The sequence below is a fragment of the Stenotrophomonas sp. CASM114 genome, from assembly GCF_049384325.1.
GTDB classification, from domain to species: Bacteria; Pseudomonadota; Gammaproteobacteria; order Xanthomonadales; family Xanthomonadaceae; genus Stenotrophomonas; species Stenotrophomonas muris.
In genome coordinates this window covers 42,151-62,544 of the sequence record NZ_JBMRGJ010000024.1, presented here as the reverse complement: position 1 = coordinate 62,544, position 20,394 = coordinate 42,151, and the positions used below count along the sequence as shown (strand labels likewise).

At 69.2% G+C, this 20,394-nt stretch carries 18 protein-coding genes; 7 read left to right on the top strand and 11 right to left on the bottom strand.

Annotation, left to right across the window (positions count from 1 at the left end; genetic code table 11):
* Window positions 1–85: 85 nt before the first annotated feature.
* From VG566_RS17925 to VG566_RS17900, 6 genes are all read right to left on the bottom strand, one after another.
* On the bottom strand, window positions 86–2,578 hold the full coding sequence (locus VG566_RS17925; RefSeq protein WP_241884891.1) for a DNA topoisomerase I: 2,493 nt from the start codon (window positions 2,576–2,578) through the stop codon (window positions 86–88).
* 193 nt (window positions 2,579–2,771) lie between these two features.
* Window positions 2,772–3,701, bottom strand: a complete 930-nt coding sequence (locus tag VG566_RS17920) for an RDD family protein (protein WP_049408647.1) — start codon at window positions 3,699–3,701, stop codon at window positions 2,772–2,774.
* Window positions 3,702–3,750: 49 nt separating this feature from the next.
* Window positions 3,751–4,515 carry a pilin gene (locus tag VG566_RS17915; RefSeq protein WP_014648567.1) on the bottom strand — a complete coding sequence of 255 codons (765 nt, stop codon included), beginning with the start codon at window positions 4,513–4,515 and terminating at the stop codon, window positions 3,751–3,753.
* A gap of 39 nt (window positions 4,516–4,554) precedes the next feature.
* The gene (locus tag VG566_RS17910; RefSeq protein WP_005419622.1) at window positions 4,555–5,028 is read right to left on the bottom strand and encodes a DUF494 family protein; all 474 of its coding nucleotides are present in this window, start codon (window positions 5,026–5,028) and stop codon (window positions 4,555–4,557) included.
* A 43-nt stretch (window positions 5,029–5,071) separates the two neighbouring features.
* Entirely contained in the window at window positions 5,072–6,199 is a 1,128-nt protein-coding gene (dprA, locus tag VG566_RS17905; protein ID WP_241884892.1) for a DNA-processing protein DprA, read from the bottom strand.
* 129 nt (window positions 6,200–6,328) lie between these two features.
* Entirely contained in the window at window positions 6,329–7,459 is a 1,131-nt protein-coding gene (locus VG566_RS17900; protein WP_032958270.1) for a LysM peptidoglycan-binding domain-containing protein, read from the bottom strand.
* A 126-nt stretch (window positions 7,460–7,585) separates the two neighbouring features.
* On the opposite strand from VG566_RS17900, the gene def reads away from it, so the two are divergent.
* The 5 genes from def (at window position 7,586) to VG566_RS17875 (ending at window position 13,619) form a co-directional block, all read left to right on the top strand.
* Entirely contained in the window at window positions 7,586–8,098 is a 513-nt protein-coding gene (gene def, locus VG566_RS17895; protein WP_014648564.1) for a peptide deformylase, read from the top strand.
* A 120-nt stretch (window positions 8,099–8,218) separates the two neighbouring features.
* Window positions 8,219–9,142: a methionyl-tRNA formyltransferase gene (fmt, locus tag VG566_RS17890; protein ID WP_014648563.1), complete on the top strand. Its 924-nt coding sequence runs from the start codon at window positions 8,219–8,221 to the stop codon at window positions 9,140–9,142.
* 3 nt (window positions 9,143–9,145) lie between these two features.
* A complete protein-coding gene (rsmB, locus tag VG566_RS17885) occupies window positions 9,146–10,477 on the top strand; it encodes a 16S rRNA (cytosine(967)-C(5))-methyltransferase RsmB (RefSeq protein WP_046432737.1) in 1,332 nt (443 codons plus the stop codon).
* Between the two features lie 23 nt (window positions 10,478–10,500).
* Complete coding sequence (locus VG566_RS17880) at window positions 10,501–12,210, top strand: ArnT family glycosyltransferase (RefSeq protein ID WP_241884893.1); 1,710 nt, start codon at window positions 10,501–10,503, stop codon at window positions 12,208–12,210.
* Window positions 12,211–12,362: 152 nt separating this feature from the next.
* Entirely contained in the window at window positions 12,363–13,619 is a 1,257-nt protein-coding gene (locus tag VG566_RS17875; protein WP_014648560.1) for an O-antigen ligase family protein, read from the top strand.
* Between the two features lie 30 nt (window positions 13,620–13,649).
* Here the strand turns inward: VG566_RS17875 and VG566_RS17870 are convergent, their stop codons facing one another.
* Window positions 13,650–14,456, bottom strand: coding sequence for a glycosyltransferase family 2 protein (locus VG566_RS17870; protein WP_032958277.1), 807 nt, complete (start codon window positions 14,454–14,456; stop codon window positions 13,650–13,652).
* Here VG566_RS17870 and VG566_RS17865 point away from each other — a divergent pair.
* Window positions 14,455–15,513, top strand: coding sequence for a CDP-glycerol glycerophosphotransferase family protein (locus tag VG566_RS17865; protein ID WP_100450670.1), 1,059 nt, complete (start codon window positions 14,455–14,457; stop codon window positions 15,511–15,513). The genes VG566_RS17870 and VG566_RS17865 overlap by 2 nt on opposite strands.
* A 97-nt stretch (window positions 15,514–15,610) precedes the next feature.
* On the opposite strand, the gene VG566_RS17860 is transcribed toward VG566_RS17865, so the two are convergent.
* The 4 genes from VG566_RS17860 to VG566_RS17845 form a co-directional block, all read right to left on the bottom strand.
* Entirely contained in the window at window positions 15,611–17,149 is a 1,539-nt protein-coding gene (locus VG566_RS17860; protein WP_164109776.1) for a PH domain-containing protein, read from the bottom strand.
* A complete protein-coding gene (locus tag VG566_RS17855) occupies window positions 17,146–17,646 on the bottom strand; it encodes a PH domain-containing protein (protein WP_014648556.1) in 501 nt (166 codons plus the stop codon). Before VG566_RS17855 ends, VG566_RS17860 begins: the two co-directional genes overlap by 4 nt.
* Window positions 17,647–17,720: 74 nt before the next feature.
* Window positions 17,721–18,857 (bottom strand): GTP cyclohydrolase II RibA, encoded by a 1,137-nt coding sequence (ribA, locus tag VG566_RS17850; protein WP_032958282.1) that lies wholly within the window; start codon window positions 18,855–18,857, stop codon window positions 17,721–17,723.
* Between the two features lie 87 nt (window positions 18,858–18,944).
* Entirely contained in the window at window positions 18,945–19,865 is a 921-nt protein-coding gene (locus VG566_RS17845) for a lauroyl acyltransferase (RefSeq protein WP_014648554.1), read from the bottom strand.
* Between the two features lie 61 nt (window positions 19,866–19,926).
* On the opposite strand from VG566_RS17845, the gene dtd reads away from it, so the two are divergent.
* Window positions 19,927–20,367, top strand: coding sequence for a D-aminoacyl-tRNA deacylase (dtd, locus tag VG566_RS17840; RefSeq protein WP_241884839.1), 441 nt, complete (start codon window positions 19,927–19,929; stop codon window positions 20,365–20,367).
* The last annotated feature ends 27 nt before the right edge of the window (window positions 20,368–20,394 follow it).

Here is a 20,394-nt window from a genome sequence, read left to right as displayed (position 1 = left end):
GGGGGGCCGGAGGCCGGGATTGGGGTGGTTGGGCTTTTTGCCGCCCGGGGGCCGGCACTACCCCTTATCCACGCATGGCGTGAATCTACTTCGCGGCTTTCTTGACGGCCTTCTTCGCCGGTGCCTTCTTTGCAGCGGCCTTCTTTACCACGGCCTTCTTCGCCGCCTTCTTGGCAGGCGCCTTCTTGGCTGCGGCCTTCTTCGGCGCCGCTTCCTTCTTCACCGCCGCCTTCTTGGCCGGTGCCTTCTTCGCGGCAGCCTTCTTGGCGCCGAAGCCCTTGCGCACGGGCTTGCCGGTTTCTTCCATCAGCTGCTGCACTTCGGCCAGGGTCAGCGATGCCGGCTCGCGATCCTTGGGGATCTTGCCGTTCATCCTGCCGTCGCTGATGTACGGGCCGAAGCGGCCGTTCAGCACCTGGATGTCGCTGCCCTCGAACTCCTTGATGATCCGGTTGCGCGCGATCTCTTCCTTCTCTTCGATCAGGAACACGGCGCGGGCCAGGTCGATGGTGTACGGGTCGTCTTCCTTCTTCAGCGAGGCATAGGTGCTGCCGCGCTTGGCGAACGGGCCGAAGCGGCCGATGCCCACGCTGACCGGCTCGCCGTTGTCCTCGCCCAGCGCGCGTGGCATCAGGAACAGTTCCAGCGCGTCTTCCAGCGAAATGGTGTGCATCGACTGGCCGGGGCGCAGCGAGGCGAATTTCGGCTTCTCCTCGGCGTCCTCGGCGGTGCTGCCGATGGCGGCGTAAGGCCCGAAGCGGCCGAGGCGCACGCTGACCGGCTTGCCGGTCTTCGGGTCGGTGCCGAGCTCGCGCGCGCCACTGGCCTCGGCGCGGTCCACCGATTCCTTCTTGTCTTCCACCAGCTCCTTGAACGGCTCCCAGAAGCGGGCCATCAGCGGGATCCACTCTTCTTCGCCACGCGAGACGGCGTCGAGCTCGTCTTCGAGCTTGGCGGTGAAGTCGTAGTCCACGTACTGGGTGAAGTGGCTGGACAGGAACTTGGACACCGCGCGGCCGACGTCGGACGGGCGGAAGCTGCGGCCTTCCATTTCCACGTACTTGCGGAACAGCAGGGTCTGGATGATCGAGGCGTAGGTCGACGGACGGCCGATGCCGTACTCTTCCAGCGCCTTCACCAGCGCCGCTTCGGTGTAGCGCGGCGGCGGCTGGGTGAAATGCTGCTCGGCCTGGATGCGTTCCAGCGGCACGCGGTCGCCCGGCTTCATCGCCGGCAGCTTGCGGCCTTCGTCCTCGTCTTCGGCGCTCTTGTTGTCCTTGCCTTCCTCGTACACGGCCAGGAAGCCGGGCACCACCACGGTGGTACCGCTGGCACGGAACACGTGCTCGCTGCCAGCCGACAGGTCGACGCTGACCGTGTTGAGCGTGGCCGGGATCATCTGGCAGGCGACGGCGCGCTTCCAGATCAGTTCGTACAGGCGGCGCTCGTCGTCGGTCAGGAAGCGCGCCACCTGGGCCGGGGTGCGCAGGGCCGAGGTCGGGCGCACCGCCTCGTGCGCTTCCTGGGCGTTCTTGGACTTGGTCTGGTAGGTGTTCGGCTGGTCGGGCAGCGAGGCGATGCCGTAATCACGGGCGATCACGTCGCGGATTTCGGCCAGCGCGTCCTGCGACAGGTTCACCGAGTCGGTACGCATGTACGAGATCAGGCCGACGGTGCCTTCGTCACCGATCGCCACGCCTTCATACAGCTTCTGCGCCACCTGCATGGTCTTGCGGGTGGTGAAACCGAGCTTGCGCGAGGCTTCCTGCTGCAGGGTGGAGGTGGTGAACGGCGGCGCCGGGCGGCGCTTGCGCTCCTTGCTGGCCACGTCGGTGACATGCAGCGAGCCCTGCGCGGCCCGCTGGATGCGCAGGCGGGCGGCTTCGGCGGTGTCGCCGTCGGTGATGGTGAACTGCTCGAATTTCTGCCCGTCCAGCTTGATCAGCTTGGCGTTGAAGTGCTGCGACGGGTGTGCGCACTCGGCGGCGATCGACCAGTACTCGCGGGCGATGAAGGCTTCGATCTCTTCCTCGCGCTCGACGATCATGCGCAGCGCCGGGCTCTGCACGCGGCCGGCGGACAGGCCGCGCTGGACCTTGCGCCACAGCACCGGCGACAGGTTGAAGCCGACCAGGTAGTCCAGCGCGCGGCGCGCCTGCTGGGCATCGACCAGGTCGCTGGCGATCGCGCGTGGCTGGCTGATCGCTTCCTTGATGGCGCGCGGGGTGATCTCGGTGAACACCACGCGCTGCATCGGCTTGTCCTTGACCAGCCCGCGTTCCTTCAGGATCTCGGCGATATGCCAGCTGATCGCTTCACCTTCGCGATCCGGGTCGGTCGCCAGCAGGATGTCGTCGGCGCCCTTGGCGGCCTTGGCGATCGCGTCGACATGTTTTTCGTTCTTGTCGATCACGTCGTAGTGCATGGCGAACCCGTTGTCCGGGTCGACCGCGCCTTCCTTCGGAATCAGGTCACGCACATGCCCATACGAGGCCAGGACGGTGTAGTCCTTGCCGAGGTATTTGTTGATCGTCTTGGCCTTGGCCGGCGATTCGACGATGAGCAGGTGCTTGGGCATGGCAGCAGTGTCTGTGGGGCGAGCCGCAGGGGAGGGGCCGCTAGGGTGGAGCAAACGGCCGCATTAGTGAAGCGGCCACGGACAAATCAATACGCTGAACGCCCGGTAGTGTGCCGGGCGTTCAGGTTTCACCTTATTAGAGGAATCACGCCCGGCCAGCCCCTGTCAAGCAGCCAGACGTGAGGATGGCCGTTCATGAGGCCATCTTGGCGATGAAGCCGACCGCGGCCACCAGCACCACCAGGCCCGCCAGCACCAGCAGGCCGGTGAGCACCAGGATCACGATGGTGACCGTGCCCAGCTCATGGCGCTGCAGGTGCGGCTGGTCGGTGTAGGCCCAGCGGTCGACCACCAGGGTGTCGCAGATCATGTCGTGCAGGCCCTGCTTGCGCTCGGTGAAGGCGGCCATCAGGAAGCCGATGCCGAGGGTGAAGCTGCTCAGCAGCATGGCCCAGTAGCGGCCGAAGGCGCGGCCCTTGGTCAGGCGATCGCCGTTGCTGCGCACGACCTTGATGCCGACCGCCATCTTGCCCAGCGTGGCGCCACCCTGCGAGGAATGGAACCAGGTGTAGTAGGCAACGCCGATGGCCATGTTGATCAGCGCGCTGGCCACCTGCGCGACGATTTCGATGGAGGTCTCGCCACTGCCCACCGCGCCCATGCTGGCGCCAAGCACCACGCCGATGATGGCGCCGATGATGCCGCCCGGAATGGCCAGCACGAAGTAGTCGATCATGTACGCCGCTACGCGCTTCCAGAAGCCTGCGTAGACCACCTCGCCGCCGATCACCGGCTGCGGGCCACCGGCACCGGAAGCGGCCGGGGCGCTGTAGGGCGAACTGCTGAGCGCACCCGTGCCAGGCAGCGGTGCAGTGCCGTTGTCGATGGCGGCGTAGTCGCCGCGCAGGTCGAAGCCGCCGCTGGCGGTGGCCGTGCTGGCATCAGCCAGTGTCTGCAGGCCGAGCTCATCGACCACCTGGCGCAGTGCAGCCCACTGGGCCATGCCTTCGCGCCAGACCAGGGTGTCCAGGTTCAGTTCGCCCCGCTGGAAGCGCTGGCGGATTTCCTGGACCGGCAGCGGGCCCTGGCGTTGCTGTCCTTCGGCGTAGTACCACTCGGTCATTGCATGTTCCCTGTTGGATCGTCCTTGGAGGTGCTGCCGTGCACGTGGCTCAGCCGCGGCACGACGGCGGCAGGTACTTGTCGTCGCTTTCACCGCTGCATTCCCAGCGGCCGCTGTCGCGATCATATTCCAGCCACAGCAGGTCGCCATCGAGGCTCTTGCCGGGCACGGCCAGCGTTGCTTCGATGCCGCAGTGGCCGTTGTTGAAGCGGCCGATGTTCACCGCCGACAGGCCGGCCTGGGTGAAATCACCCGGCGCCGGGAAACCGGCATCGTTGGCACCGGGGCAGCGGCCTTCGTCGTCGGCGAAGTGCTGCACCTGCTGTTTCAGCGGCTGCAGGGCATTGACCGCGGTGGCAACCTTGGCACGCACGGTGTAGTCGTTGTAGGCAGGCAGGGCGATCGCCGCGAGGATGGCCATGACCGGCACCAGCACCAGCAGCAGGCCGCCGCCGATGATCGCGGTCAGGGCGCAGCCGGAGAGCTTCTTTTTCGGCGGCGGCAGCACCCCGGCCGGGGTCTGCGTGGCATAGGGCGTGGACGGCGGCAGCACCGGTGGTTGCGGCGGCGGCGGCGCGACCGGTTCCGGTTCGGGCTCCGGCTCGGGTTCCACGGCCGGCGCGGCGACGTCCAGCGCCGGCACGATCAGGCCCAGCTCATCGACCACGCTGCGCAACGGCTGCCATTGCGGCAGGCCGTCGCGCCAGACCAGCGTGTCCAGGGAGATCTGGTTGTTGCGGAACAACTCGACCAACTGTTCCGCCGGCAGCGGGCCTTGCTGCCGGTTGCCTTCTGCGTGGAACCACTCGCTCACGGGGACGCTCCTGAATGCGCTATGCCCCCAAGTGTACGGTCAGTGCAGGGGTTCTGGCTCGTCCATGAACATCTGCGTCTCCATCCAGGCGTAGGCCGCTTCGGAGCCGGGCTGGTTGAACAGCACCATCAGCACGACCCACTTCAGGTCGTCCAGGTCCAGTTCGTCCTGGTCCAGGGCCATCGCCCGGTCCAGCACCAGCTCGCGCTGGTCGGCGTCGAGGATGCCGTGCTGTTCCAGGTACAGCAGGAAGCCGCGGCATTCCACGTCCAGCTTGTCCAGCTCGGGGCCGTGGTAGATGCGCACGGGGCCATCGACCCGCGCCTGGGCCACGCTCGGCCGCTGCGCGGCCAGGGCATCGAGCCAGTCGAACGCCTTGTTGATCTCGGTGGGGCTGAAACCGGCCTGGATCAGGCCGTTCTGGAGCGAATCGCGGTCACGGATCAGGTCCGCATCTTCGCTGAAATAGTGTTCAAACAGGTACAGCAGTACATCCAGGATGCTCTCTTTCATTGCCCCTCGGCCTGCGTCGCGCGACGCTGTGGAGGTGAAGAAACTAGGGAGTTCGACAGTAGCGGCCGTGTACGCACACCACGATTCCCGCCAGTTCCATGGCCAGCAGCATGGAGGACACCTGTGACGCCGTCAATCCACAACGCGTGATCAGTGAATCCATACCGCTTGGGTTGTGGTCCAGCGCCCGCCACAAGCACTGGTAGTCAGGGTCGTCGGCCCAGCGCGCCGGCAGGAGCGCCGGCGGTGCCTGTTCAGTGGGGGTGGCCAACCGCGATTGCAAGCCCGGCAGCTGCTGGCGAAGGGCGGGGGCGAGCAGTTCCAGGACCTCCTCGGGGCGCTCGACCAGCGCCGCGCCCTCGCGGATCAGGCGATGGCAGCCGGCCGCGCGCGGGTTGAGCACCGACCCGGGCAGGGCACAGACCTCGCGGCCTGCCTCGGCGGCCAGGCGCGCGGTGATCAGCGCGCCCGAGCGCTGCGCGGCCTCGACCACCACGGTGGCCAGCGCCAGTCCGGCCACCAGCCGGTTGCGCGCAGGGAAGTGGCTGGGACGGGCAGCCGTGCCCGGCAGGTACTCGCTGAGCACCACGCCTTCGGCGGCGATCCGCGCCTGCAGCCGGGCGTGGCTGTCCGGATAGGCCCGGTCAGGGCCGGTGCCGATCACTGCCATGGTGCAGCCGCCGGCCTCCAGCGCAGCCTGGTGCGCGGCCGCATCGATGCCTGCGGCCAGGCCGCTGGTCACCGCCAGGCCGGCCTCGACGAAGCAGCCGGCAAAACGCGCGGCCAGTGCACGCCCGCCCGGGGTGGGCGTGCGGCTGCCGACCAGCGCCACCGAAGGGCGCCAGGCCAGGCAGGGATCACCGGCCACGAACAGCGCCAGCGGCGGGTTGGGTACCTCCAGCAGTGATGGCGGAAAGGCCGGATCGGTACACGGCAGCAGGTGATGGTTGTCCTGTTCCAGCCAGCGCCGGGCGGATGTCCAGGCCCGGGTATCGGGGCGTTCCAGGGCGGCGCACTGCTCCGGCGTGCAACCGTGCGCACGCCAGGTCGCAGTGCCTTGCGCGATGGCGGTTTCCGCATCGCCCGCGGCCTGCAGCAGGGCCCGTCGGGACGCCAGTGCGCCTCCCGCCATCAACAGGCGCAGCAGCGCCTCGTATGCATGTGTGGTCATCCCCCACTATCGGCCGCACACAACAAAGGCGCCCTAGGGCGCCTTCGCATGTGGCTGTCAGGTTTTGCCGGAGGTGCCTGCCGGCCCGCGGCCGGCACTCCAGTGGTGGCCGGGGCAGTCCGGCAACCGTTACTTCGCGTCCGGGTGCAGCGCGTTGTAACCCACCTGCACCGGCTTCACGCCCTGCATCACCAGCGCGTAGCTGACGTTGTCGAAGGTGCGGAACACCATCGCATGCGCGGCATATTCATCCGGCAGCGAGACCCGGCCTGCGCCGGTGCTGAGCGAGTCGTCCATGCGCGAGGAGGTCGGGTACTTCATGCGGTGCGCTACATGGCGGCCCGGGCGCCACAGCGAGAACACGGTGCCGTTGTCCACGCCCTGGGCACGGCCGGCCGAAATCGCGATCACGTCGCGTGGGCCACCGGCGGTGAACATGTCGGTGACCGCCAGCACGCGCACGTCCACGCCCTCGACACCCGCAGCGGGTACGTGGGGCACGAACTGCAGGTCGTACGGCCGGGCTTCGACCGGCACCAGGCGGTCGCCGGCGCGCACTTCGCGGCCGCCGACGTTCTTGTCCAGCACCAGCGTGGAGGCCTCGACCTTGCCGCCGGCGATCTGGGTGATGGTGCCGGTGGCGACCTGGGCCAGTTCGTAGCCGAGCACGCCACGACGTGCGTTGGGTGCGTTGTAGGCCTTCCACAGGTTGCCGCTGCCCGGGGTGACGTCGCCGTTGGCGGTCAGGTCCTCGGTCGGCTTGGGCTGGGCGTAACGCACGGTCGGGCGTACCACGGCCCAGCGCTGGCCCACCTGGGCATCCGCCAGGCGCACGTAGACGGTGTCGCCACCGGACACGCGCAGGCGGCTGTCCTCCAGGCCGACGACGTAGGGCAGCTGCTTGACGCTGTCGACAACGCTCAGCTGCTTCAGGAACGGCTCGACCTGGGCCAGCGGAATGGCGTCGATCGGGGCCTCCTGGCGCGGACCGGCCTGGGACACGGTCACCCGGTCCAGGTAGGCCAGGCTCAGCACGTCACCTGGATAGATCAGGTGCGGGTTGGCGATCTGCGGATTGGCTTGCCAGATCTCCGGCCACAGCCAAGGCTTCTGCAGGAAACGTGCGGCGATATCCCACAACGTATCCCCTTTTCGGACCACATAGGTGTCCGGGTGCCCGCCATTCACTTCCACGGCGGTAGCATAGGCAGCCACGGTCAGCATCGCCGCGGCGACGACCGTACGAAAACGAAGCAACATAGGTGTGAAGCCCTGATTCCCCAACAGGTCCACGCACTATAGTCCAGAAACCGGGGCGCAAGGCAAGCGTTGGAGCTAGAATCTGCGACGTATGCCGGCGTGCCGGCCCCCTACCCGGAAACAGCCATGGCCCTTCTCCCCATTCTCGAGTTCCCCGATCCGCGCCTGCGTACCAAGGCTGCGTTGATCGACGCCGCCGAAGTCACCACGCCGGCCTTCCAGGAACTGATCGACAACATGTTCCTGACCATGTACGACGCCCCGGGCATCGGCCTGGCCGCCACCCAGGTGGACGTGCACAAGCGCTTCATGGTCATCGATGTCAGCGAAGAGAAGAATGAACCGCATGTGTTCATCAACCCGGAAATCGTCGCCAAGGACGGGGGCCGGGTGTATCAGGAGGGCTGCCTGTCGGTCCCGGGCATCTTCGCCGACGTGACCCGCGCTGACACCATCACCGTGAAGTACCTGGACCGCAACGGCCAGGAGCAGCAGCTGGAGGCCGGTGAAGTGCTGGCCACCTGCATCCAGCACGAGATGGACCACCTGGACGGCAAGCTGTTCATCGACTATCTGTCGCCGCTCAAGCGCGAGATGGTCCGCAAGAAGCTGGCCAAGCAGCGCAAGCACGTGGCGTGATCGCCAATCCGGGCCGCCCTCCGGGTGGCCCGTGCCTGCGCGACGCGCGCGGGCTGTACGGCGCCGGCCGACGGCGCCGTTTTCTTTCCTGCACGAATCCATCCTGCAAGTGGGGTAGCCATGAGGATTGTCTTTGCCGGTACGCCGGAATTCGCGGTGTCGTCGCTGCGCGCCGCGGCGCGCCACCACGAGGTCGTGGCCGTCTATACCCAGCCTGATCGCCCGGCCGGGCGCGGCCGTGGCCTGGCACCGTCGCCGGTCAAGCTCGAAGCCGTGGCCCGTGGCATTCCGGTCTACCAGCCCGAATCGCTGAAGGATGAAGCTGCCCAGCGGCAGCTGCGCGACCTGCAGCCGGACCTGATGGTGGTGGTCGCCTACGGCCTGATCCTGCCCAGGGCGGTACTGGCGATCCCGACCCACGGCTGCTGGAACGTGCATGCCTCGCTGCTGCCGCGCTGGCGCGGTGCCGCGCCGATCCAGCGCGCGATCCAGGCCGGTGACGCAAAGACCGGCGTGTGCCTGATGCAGATGGAAGCCGGCCTGGATACCGGCCCGGTGCTGCTGCACCAGGAGCTGCCGATCGCGGCCACCGATACCGGCGGCCAGCTGCATGACAAGCTGGCCGAACTGGGCGCACAGGTGCTGTCAGACGGCCTGGGCCTGCTGCGTGCCGGCATCAAGCCGATCGCGCGGCCGCAGCCCGAGCAGGGCGTGACCTACGCGCACAAGCTGGACAAGGCCGAAGCCCGCCTGGACTGGGCGCAGGACGCCGATGCACTGGCGCGCACCGTGCGCGCCTTCAATCCGTGGCCGATCGCCGAGGCCACGCTGGCCGGCGAGCGCGTGCGCATCCACGGCGCGGTCGCTCTTGATCTGGCCCACGGCCAGGCGCCGGGGGCGGTGCTGGCGGCCAGCCGCGATGGTATCGACATCGCCTGCGGCCAGGGCGCGCTGCGCCTGCGCACGCTGCAGCGCGAAGGCGGCAAGGCGATCACCGCCGCCGACTACCTCAATGCCCGCCGCGACCTGCACGTGGGGGCATAAGCGGTGTCGAAGCAGAATGATTTCTCCGTCGCCAAGGCGGCGCCGGGCGCGGCCACCCGCATGCTGGCCGCACGCGTACTGGCGCAGGTGTTCACCCGTGGCCGCTCGCTGAAGGCGGAACTGGCCTGGGCACTGCCCAAGCTGGCCGACAGTCGTGATCGGGCCTTGCTGGAAGCGCTGTGCTTTGCAGTCCTGCGCCGCCGCAGTACCTACGACGCTGCCTTGCAGTCGTGGATGCAGAAGCCACTGTCGGCGCGTGATGCCGACCTGCGCACGCTGCTGATGGTGGGCTTCGCGCAGCTGGACGTGCTGGAACTGCCGGCGCATGCGGCCCTGTCGGCCACGGTCGACGCCGCCCGCGCGCTGGGCCGTGAGCGCCAGGCCGGGCTGGTCAACGCGATCCTGCGCCGCGCGCAGCGCGAGGGGTTCCCGGAGCAGCCTGCGCGTGACGCCTTTCCGGCGTGGCTGGCCGATGCCGTCGAGCGCGACTGGCCGTCCCAGGCCCAGGCGATCTTTGCTGCCAGCCTGCAGCCGGCGCCGCTGTGGCTGCGTGCCAACCGCCAGCAGGGGGGGCGTGACAAGGCGCTGGCCACGCTGGCCGAGGCCGGCATTGCTGCCGAAGCCAGCCCGCTCAGCGCCGACGCGCTGCGCCTGGTGGCGCCCATCGCGGTGAACCAGTTGCCGGGGTTCGCCGACGGTGCGCTGTCGGTGCAGGACCTGTCGGCGCAATGTGCGGCGGACGCGCTGGCACCGGCGTCCGGCGCCCGCGTTCTGGACGCCTGCGCGGCACCGGGTGGCAAGTCGGCGCACCTGCTGGAGCGTGACCCGAGCCTGCGCCTGCTGGCGCTGGATATCGATGCGCGTCGCCTGGCGCGTGCCCGCGATACCTACACCCGCACCGGTGTAGGTGAGGGCGCGCAGACCCGGGTGGCCGATGCCAGCGACCCCGGTGCGTGGTGGGATGGCACCCCGTTCGACGCCATCCTGCTGGATGCGCCGTGTTCGGCCACCGGCGTGATCCGCCGCCAGCCGGACGTGATGTTCCACCGCCGCGCCGAGGATATCGATGCGCTGGTCGGCGTGCAGGCCCGCCTGCTGGAGGCCTGCTGGTCGATGCTGCGCCCGGGCGGCGTGCTGCTGTACGCCACCTGTTCGATCCTGCGCGCCGAGAACATCGATCAGGTGCGGGCCTTCCTGAAGTGGCATCCGGACGCGGTGGCACAGCCGCTGGATGACAGATTCGGCCTGGACTGCGAGGGGATCGCGCGCCAGCGACTGCCGGGTGACAGCGATGCTGACGGATTCTTTTACGCGCGTCTGCTAAAAACGGCCTGACCCCCGCTGACGTTGCGAGTCCCATGCTGAAATCCCGCGCGTCGCGCGAGACGTGGTTGTTCGTGGTGATGGCCCTGCTGGTGCTGGGGGCCGGGCTGGGCCTTCGTGATCCGTGGCCGTCGGACGAGCCGCGCTTCGCGCTGGTGGCCAAGCAGATGTTCGACAGCGGTCACTGGCTGTTCCCGCACCGTGGGACCGAGCTGTACTCGGACAAGCCGCCGATGCTGATGTGGTGGCAGGCCACGCTTTACAGCCTGGTCGGGCAGTGGCGCGTGGCCTTCCTGCTGCCGTCGCTGCTGGCGGCACTGGGCACGCTGTGGTGCGTGGTCGACCTGGGCCGGCGGCTGTGGACGCGGCGGGTGGGGCTGTATGCCGGCTGGGCGCTGCTGTTCGCGCTGCAGTTCACCTTCCAGGCGAAGAAGGCGCAGATCGATCCCCTGCTGCTGCTGTTCATCACCCTGGCCAACTACGGCCTGCTGCGCCACCTGCTGCTGGGGCCGGCCTGGCGCTGGTGGTGGCTGGGCTGGTTCTTCGCCGGCATCGGCGTGATCACCAAGGGCGTGGGCATGCTGGCGCTGCTGATGATCGTGCCCGCGGCAATCGCCACGGCGCTGCGGTGGCCACGGGTGGGCCTGCACGCGCGCGACGCGCGCTTCTGGCTGGCGCCGCTGGCCTTCCTGCTGGCGGTGTCGTTGTGGCTGGCGCCGATGCTGCTGGCCGGCTTTGCCACCGGCTCGGACGAATATCGCGCCTACATGGACGATATCCTGTTCCAGCAGACGGCGCGGCGCTACACCCATTCCTGGGATCACCACCAGCCCGCCTGGTACTTCCTGGCGACGATGCCGCTGATGTGGATCCCGGCATTCCTGGCCATGCCCTGGGCGATTCCGGCCTGGCGCCGCCGGCTGCAACGCCGCGACGCGCGCTATCTGCTGCCGCTGGCCTGGTGGCTGATGGTGGTGCTGTTCTTCTCGATTCCCGCCGGCAAGCGCGACGTCTACATCCTGCCGGCGCTGCCGATGTTCTGCCTGGTGCTGGCACCGCTGTTGCCGGGGTTGCTGAAGCGACGCGATGTGCAGGCCGTGGTCGGGCTGTTCACCGGCCTGCTGTCATTGGGCCTGGCCGTGGCTGGCGCGATGGCGGTGCTGGGTGACCCGGCCTTCGAGCTGCGCCTGACCCATAGCCGCGGGCTCGCCCCCGGGGCCGTCGACGCGCTGGCGTGGACGATCCTGGCGATGGGCCTGTGGGGCGGATTGAGCCTGCTGGCCTGTGGCCGTCGCCGGCACCTTGCGCTGGTGTCGACCCTGGCGGTGGTCTGGGTGCTGTACAGCCTGGTCGGCTACCCGCTGCTGAACGATTCCAGTTCGGCCCGTGGCCTGATGCGCACGGTCGGTACCCGCCTGGGCCCCGATGCCGAGCTGGGGCTGGTGGCCTGGAAGGAACAGCACCTGCTGCTGGCCGACCGTCCCGCCGCGACCTTCGGTTTCGAGACTGACTGGGACGAGCAGCTGGTGGCGGCCACGCGCTGGCAGCGGCTGGCGCCCGGGCGCCGTTGGCTGCTGGTCCACGAGTACGCGATGCTGTCGTGCGTCGACCGCAACCGCTCCGAACTGGCCGGCGTGGCCAACCGGCGGCGCTGGTGGCTGGTGCCGGCGGCGGCGGTGACGGTGCCGTGCGTGGTCACTGCCGAGGAGCGGGAACGTGAACGGCGTTTGCAGGAACATGACTAGCCAGCACGATTTCCGCTTGTCCAGTCTGCCCAAGCGGGTCCAAAGGCAGTAAAACAGCAGGCTGGGACGGCCCGCGTTGGCCTGTCCCATTCTTCCAGCAGATTGCAGCGATACTTCCCGACGTGCCAGCTTCACCGGACAACCTGAACCTCATGGCCGGCGACCCGCTGGGCGTTCCCGTCGGTGGGCGTCACGGGGTTGCACACGGGCTGGCCCAGCTGGGGCTGTTCTGCCTGCCGGCACTGGTGCTGACCGTGCCGATCAACCTGTTGCCGTATGGTCTCCTGCTGCTGCTCAGCACCCTGCTGGCGCCGGAGCTGCTGTGGCGCGCGCGGGGCATGGCGGGCCAGCCGGTGAAAGTGCTGGTCTGGCTGATGCTGGCGGTGCTGGCGCTCGGCGTACTGTCGGTGGTGCTGTTCGAACAGGGCCTGCGTGACGTCGACAACCGTTCGCGATTCGTGGTGATCCCATGGATCGCGCTGTGGATCTGCGCGCTGCGTCCCAGCCTGCGGTGGCTCTGGTACGGCTCGTTGACCGGCCTGCTCGCCACCTTCGTGATGTCGCTGTGGCAGGTGCTGGGCGGCGCCCCGCGCGCGGAGCTGTTCACCAACGCCATCGTGCTGGCCGACATCGTGATGGTGTTGATGGTGCTGCTGGTGTTCTGCCGCCCGTCGCGGCGCTGGTCGCTGGTGATCCTCGGCATGGCCGCCGGCTGCGGCACCATCGTGCTGACCGGCAGCCGCGGTGTGTTCGCCGCCTTGCTGGCGCTGCTGGTGGTGCTGGCGCTGAGCCTGCGCTGGCGTACCGGTGCGGCGCGACTGTCGGTGCTGGCCGGGATGCTGGCGATCGGTGCGACGCTGCTGCTGTCGGTACCGGAGCTGCGCCACCAGGTCCGCCTGAGCGAGCTGCACAGCGACGTGCAGCGGATGGAGCTGGGCGACAGTGATTCTTCCGCCGGTGCCCGCGTCGAGCGCCTGCAGGTGGCCTGGCAGACCTTCCTCGATCATCCGCTGGTGGGTGTTGGCATCGGTCATTTCGACAGCGCGATGCAGCGCGTGCCGGTCTGCCGGGAGAACCCGGAAGAGTTGCGCTGCCACCTGGGGCATGCCCACAACGACGTGGCCGAATGGGCGGCGACCCAGGGTGTACCGGGCCTGCTGCTGTTGCTGGCGGTGTATGGCATCCCGCTGTGGTTGTTCGTGCGCCTGCATCGCCGCAGCGGACGGGCGACCTTCCGCGGGCCGGCCGCTGCCGGCGTCATGCTGGTGATCACCTACGCGTTGTGCGGGCTGACCCAGTCAATGTTCGCGCACCAGATGACGGCCAGTTTCTACGTGACCCTGGTCGGGCTGCTGACCGGCCTGTCGATCGTCGAAGGCGCGCGCCACCGGGCGATCACCGGCTCGTGATGCGTCGGCGCGCCGGGCGGGGCCCGGCGATCAGGGGTTCGGCGGGTCGGCCACGGGCTGGCCGTTGCCCAGCATCCACAGCATGATGGTCTTCTGCCGCACGTAGTTGGCGCGCACGTAGGCGTAGACCAGGCCGTGCCAGCCGTCGCGGAAGCCGCCACGGAACACGAAGCCGCGCCAAAACCGCCAGGCCGGCGCCAGTACCAGCTTGCCCAGCGTGGCCCGCTTGCCGCGTGCGAACTCGTGCTCGGCCATCATCCGCGCGTACTTCTCGGTCTTGGCCAGCTGCTGCTGCAGGGAGCGGTACGGGTAATGGACCAGGTCGCCGCGCAGGGTGCCGACGCTGCCGTCGACGCTGGCCGCCTCGTGGATCTCGCGCTTGCCGCGCCAGCCGCCGCGGCGGCGGTCGAACAGGCGCATCACCCGGTCCGGGTAGGCGTTGCCATGGCGCAGGAACCTGCCGAAGTACTCCGACAGGCGCGCGAAGCGATAGCCGGCATGGCCGGCGAAGCCACCGTCGCGGGCCTGTTCGATGGCTGCGCGCAGTTCCGGGCTGATCCGCTCATCGGCGTCCAGGCACAGCACCCAGTCGTGGCTTGCCTGCTCGACGCAGTAGGCCTTCTGGCTACGGAAGCCATCGAACGCGCGCTGCAGCACGCGGGCGCCTGCGGCCTCGGCGATGGCCAGGGTGGCATCGGTGGAGTACGAGTCCACGACGATGATCTCATCGCAGAAGGCCAGCGAGGCCAGGCAGTCGCCGATGCGGCCGGCCTCGTTGAACGCGATAATGCAGGCCGAGATGCGAGGCCGTTCGATGGGAGCGGTCGTGGAGGACATGATGGCCGGGTACCTGTTGTTTGCGACGGAGCGCTATGCGCTGCCTATTCTCGCCCCGTTGGCGCAGGCCTTGCACGCCTCCGGGCAGGAGGTGGCGGCCTGGTTCGAGGACGGCGCGGCCGCCAGCAGGCTGCCGGGCGTGCCCAACATCGGACTGAAACAGGCCCTGGCGATGCGGCCGCGTGCCGTGTTCAGCGCCGCCAACTGGGTGCCGACCTTCCTGTCCGGCGCCAAGGTACAGCTGTTCCATGGCTTCAACGTAGAGAAGCGCGACAGTGCGCGCGGCCACTTCCGGGTGCGCGGCATGTTCGACCTGTACTGCACGCAGGGGCCGGCCACCACCGCGCCGTTCCGTGAGATCGCCGCCCTGCAGGGCCATTTCGCCGTAGCCGAGACCGGCTGGCCGAAGCTCGACCCGCTGTTCCGCGACGACGGTGGCGAGAGCGCCGCGCTGCGCGCAGCGGCGGGCGGGCGCCCGGTGATCCTGTTCGGTTCGACCTTCACCGAGCGCCTGAGCGCAGCGCCCCACCTGCATGCGCAGATCGCCGCCGATATCGCTGGCGGTGAGCGCTACTGGCTGCTGACCCTGCACCCGAAGTGCCCACCGGAACTGTTCGAGCGCTACCGCGCGCTGGCCGGTGCCCATGCCCGCTTCATCGAGCCGGAGCAGGTGATGGCCGCGCAGCGCGCCGCCGATGTGCTGGTGTCGGACACCTCGTCGATCGTTTCGGAGTTCATCGTCCAGCACAAGCCGGTGGTGACCTTCCGCAACCGCGTGCCCAAGCCGCACATGATCGACTTCGACGACCCGGCGCAGCTGCCGGCGATGCTGCAGCGCGCGCTGCATCCCGACGCCGCGCTGCAGGCGGAGATCGTGCGCTACGCCGACGCCATCCATCCGTACCGCGATGGCCTGTCCAGCGAGCGGGTGATCGCCGCCACCGAGGATTTCCTGTCCGGTGAAATGGGCGTGCTGCGGCGCAAGCCCTTCGGCAGCTGGGTGCGCGACCTGCAGATCCGCAAGGACCTGGGATATTGGGGGCCGTCGCAGCGCTGATGCCTCGCCGACCCCGCTCGCGGTAGTGCCGGGCGCTGGCCGGCAACCTCGGGAATGTCTGCGGTTGCCGGCCAGCGGCCGGCACTACCGGTGTTGCTTACCAGCGCAACTTGCGCCGCGCCAGCGCCGCGGCCAGCTGCTCCATCACGTGTTGCGCCTGTGCCTGCGGCAGGTGGCGCAGGGTCAACGCCACATCACCGTGCGCACCGGCCGTATCCAGCTGCAGGCTGCTGGTGCCGAGCAGCTTGTCCAGCGGTGAACGCTGCAGGCGCAGGCCCTGCACCTTGTCCAGCTCGGCCCAGCGCCACCAGCGCTTCCACCAGCCGCCGCGCACGGCCACGTAATGGGCATCCAGATACCAGCCCATGCGCGCCATCTGCCGATGTGCCACCAGCAGCGCCACCGGCAGCCAGGCCAGCACGATCAGGCCCCATGATCCCCAGCGCCAGTACGCGGCCGCTGCCAGCAACGGCACCAGCAGCAGCGCGCCCAGGCACAGCCGCCACCAGCCACGCTGCGGAATGGACTGCCATTGCGCTGGCGGCCACCGCAGTTGAGGCAACAGGTGCTGCACCAGCTGCTCGCAGCGCATTGCCGGTGCCAGCGGTGCCAGCTCGCGCAGGGCGCGGTCCTCGTCGCGCGAGGGCCCGCCGGCAGCGCTGTCGATGCGCAGCTGGCGCAGGCCGAACCAGCGATGCAGGGTGGTTTCGCGCAGCGTCCAGGCCTGGATGCGGCGACGCGCGACACTGCTGCGGGTGCGGCTGAGCAGGCCGGCCGAGACGGTCAGGCGGCGGTCCTGCTCGCTGAGGGTGAAGCCGTGATAGCGCAGCAGGGTCAGCACCACCGACAGCGCACGCAGCGCCAGCCAGCCCAGCAGCAAGGCTGCGGCCAGCAGCAGGAAGGCGCCGGCCACGCCGGGATGCAGGTGGCTTGCGTAGCCGAAGGCTTCCCGGCCGCCACGCTGGATGGCCGCGTCCATCACCGGCCGCGGCACGGTCTGGAACAGCACGCCGAAAGCGGCGATCGCCAATGCCCAGCCGCGGTTGGACAGCAGGCCCATGCGCACCACATCCCAGCTCGACAGGCGCAGCAGCACCTGTTCGGTGTCGGCGTCGGTGATCGAGTGGGCGGCCACGACGTCGGCGGCCTGCGGTGCCTGCCCACGCTGGCGCACCAGTCGTTCCAGCGCCAACGCCTGGTCCAGCTTCAGCACGCGCATTTCGGCCTCCGGACGCACGCCGCCGGCCGATTCAAGGCGCAGCTCGGCCACGCCGAACAGGCGGTGCAGCGGGTTCTGCCGCACTTCCACGTTGTGGATGCGGGCGAACGGGATCTCGCGGCGGTTGCGCGCCAGCAGTCCGCTGCGCACGGTGATCGCGTCGCTGCCGATGCGGTAGCGGTAGCTGAGGTACTGCAGCACCGAGACCAGCACCAGCGCGGCAATCGCCGACAGCGGAATCAGCTGCGCCCACATCGGGTCGCGGTCACCGCGCTGGCCGAACACCAGCAGCGCCACCAGCGGCAGGAAGTAGTGGCGCAGCTGCATCAGCAGCACGAACAGCCACGACCACGGGTGCAGGCGATGGTCCTCGCCACCGGCAGGCAGCGATGCGGGCAGGGGTGGCGGCAGGCTCACAGGGCGTCGGCGTCCTGGTCGAGCTGATGGGACAGGGTGTCACGCAGGCGCTCGGCGTCGGCCTCGTCCAGGCCGCTCACGGTCACTGCGCTCATGCGGGTCCCGGCGGTGTGCACGATCAGCGTGGCCAGGCCGGCACGGCGTTCCAGCGGGCCGCGGCGCAGGTCCAGGTGCTGCACGCGCGAAATGGGGATGCGCGTTTCCAGCTGCCACATCAGGTCGCGGCGCAGGCCCAGCCCTTGGGTATCCAGCCGCCAGCGGGTGCGGGTCAAGCGGCGGTGGCCAAGCCACGCGCCGAAGACGATGCCGATCAGCAGCCCAAGAGCGGCCGTCCACAGGCCGCCGGGCAGCTCGAAGAACCACGCGGCCGCGGCCAGCGGCAGGCCCGGCACGAACAGTCCGCCGAAGGCGCCTTCCAGTGCGGCCAGGCGGGCGGCGCGCTGCGGCAGCGACTGCCAGGCATCGGCAGGCGGGGAGGTCAGGGGAACGTCGATCACGCAGGCTCCGTCAGGTGGCAGGGCGGGCGGTGGCGGCAGGGCCGCACCGCGCAGACGGTAGCAGGTCGACCGCGCTACTGGGCAGCCTGGATCAGCGCGTCCACATCCAGCATGTGGCCGGCACGATCGGCCTTGGTGCGCAGGTAGTGTTCGTTTTCGGCAGTGATCTCGCCGGTGACCGGAATGCAGTCCAGCACCTCGATGCCGGCGTTGCGCAGACGTTGTGCCTTGGTCGGGTTGTTGCTGAGCAGGGCCACGCGCGAAATGCCCAGGCCATGCAGCATCGCCACCGCACTGCCGTAGCGGCGCTCGTCGGCACCGAAGCCCAGCTGTGCATCGGCATCGATGGTGTCCAGGCCGTCGTGCTGGTAGCCGTAGGCGCGCATCTTGGCGGCGATGCCGGTGCCGCGGCCTTCCTGGTCCAGGTACAGCAGCACGCCGCCGCCCAGTTCCTTCAGCTTGCGCAGGCCGCGCCGCAGCTGGTCGCCGCAGTCGCACTTGAGTGAGCCGAACAGGTCGCCGGTCAGGCACGAGGAGTGCACGCGTACCGGCACCACCGCCGACAGGTCCGGTTCGCCGACGATGATCGCGACCTGGTCGCGCTGGGCCACGCCGCCGCGGAACACCGCGAAGGTGGTCATGCCGACGTCGCGCAGCGGTACCGGCGAACGGGCGACCAGTTCGTAATCGTGGGCGGCGTGTGCCGCGCCCTCGGCCAGGTCGCACAACGCCACTTCGGCCGCACCCGCAAAGGTCATGTCCTCTGCATCCAGGCGCACCGCCACCATCGCCGGCAGCAGCAGGCCCAGGCGGGCCAGCTCCACCGCGCCGGCATCGAAGGCGTCGCCGGCCGTCCAGTCGTCCGGCATCGGGCCGGGCTCGCGCAGGTAGCCCAGCGAGGGCAGGGCATCGAAGGCAACCCCCGCCAGCGGCAGGCGCGCGCCTGCCGGTGCCTCCACGCCGAGCACGCGGGCGCGGGTGGCGGTCAGGAACAGGTAATGGCGCTCGCGTGCGGCAGCGGCGAAGGCAGCGAAGCTGCTGGCAGTGGCGCTGTCCAGTGCAATCACCGCCAGCCGCTGGCCCTGCCCATCGTGGAGCAGTACCGGGCGACCGGCACGCAGTTCGGCCACCGCGCGTTCGCAGCGGATCGCGGCGGGGTCGCCGAACAGGGAAGAGGCAGCAGGCATGGCGGGACCGGGGGAGGCGGACATCGCAGTCTCTATGGGGGCGCCAGCGTCGTATTCAACGTGGTGCGGCCGCCGGTCGCAGGGGCCGGATGGGCATGGGCGTGGGGGCCGTCAGTGCGGATGCTCTTCGGTCGCATACGGATCTTCCTCGCCGCTGCCCGGTGGCCGCAGCGTATAGCGCTTGTAGGTCCACTGGTACTGCGACGGGTCGCGGCGGGCGATGCGCTCGATGCCGGCATTGAGCGCGGTGGCGGCCACCTGCGGGTCCGGATCGGCCACGGCCGGGTCGGTCGGCTCGATGTGCAGGGCGAATTCCATGTCCGGCCCGATGCGCTCGCACCAGCCATACAGCACGGTGGCGCCGGTGCGCTCGGCCAGCCGGTTGACCAGGGTCATGGTCAGCGCCTGCACGCCGAAGAACGGCACGAACACGCCATCGCCGGCCTTGGGCTGCTGGTCGGGCAGGATGCCGGTGGCGCCGCCGTCCTTGAGCACCTTGAACAGCTGGCGCACGGCCGGGCCCTCGGCGCGTACCTGCTGCACGTTCTGGCCGCCGCGCACCAGCTGCAGGAAGGCGTCGCTGGCCTCGTCTTCCGGCGGCTTGTAGACGATGGCGATCTGCCCGCGCGAGGCCAGCCACTGGTTCAGCAGCTCCCAGTTGCCGAAGTGCGGTGCGGCCACGATCACGCCCTTGCCGCTGGCCAGGGCCGCGTCGTACAGGGCTTCGCCGTGGCGCTGCTTCAGGTGCAGCCGCAGGTTGTCGGCCGGCTGCCGGCTCCACAAACGCAGGGTCTCGATGGCCTGCAGCGCAGTGGAGCGCAGCAGTTCGCGGTGCAGGCGGTCGCGTGCAGGACCGTCCAGCTCCGGGTAGGCCAGTTCCAGGTTGCGCCGGGTAACGCGGCTCTCACGGGCATTGACACGAACCCACGTCCACGCCAGGGCGTGTGCGAACCCCCGCAGCAGCGGCCAGGGCAGGCGGGCGAACAGGGTGGTGGCGCGGTAGACCAGCCGGGCTTTGCGTTGCGGATTCATCGGCGCCAGTTTAGCCAAGGGCGCTGCTATCGTGGCCGGCCCCGTTCATTGGAAGCCCACGATGCTCGTCCTGATCCAGCGTGTCAGCCAGGCCGCCGTCCATGTCAACGAGGAGGTGGTGGGGCAGATCGGCCCCGGCTTGCTGGCCCTGGTCGGCATGGAACCGGGGGATAGCGAGGCCCAGCTGCGGCGGATGGCCGAACGCCTGCTGGGTTACCGGGTGTTCGCCGACGAGGCCGGGAAGATGAACCGGTCGCTGCGCGACACCGGTGGCGGCCTGCTGCTGGTCAGCCAGTTCACCCTGGCGGCCGATACCCGTTCGGGCATGCGGCCGAGTTTCACCAGCGCCGCACCGCCGGACGAGGCTGAACGCGGGTTCAATCGATTTGTCGACATCTGCCGTGAAAATCATGCGCCAGGGGTGGAAACGGGCCGGTTTGGTGCCCATATGGTCGTCAGCCTGGTCAACGACGGTCCCGTGACCTTCCTTCTCAGGCCCTAGGCCGCCGGGACCACCGCCCGGCAGGCA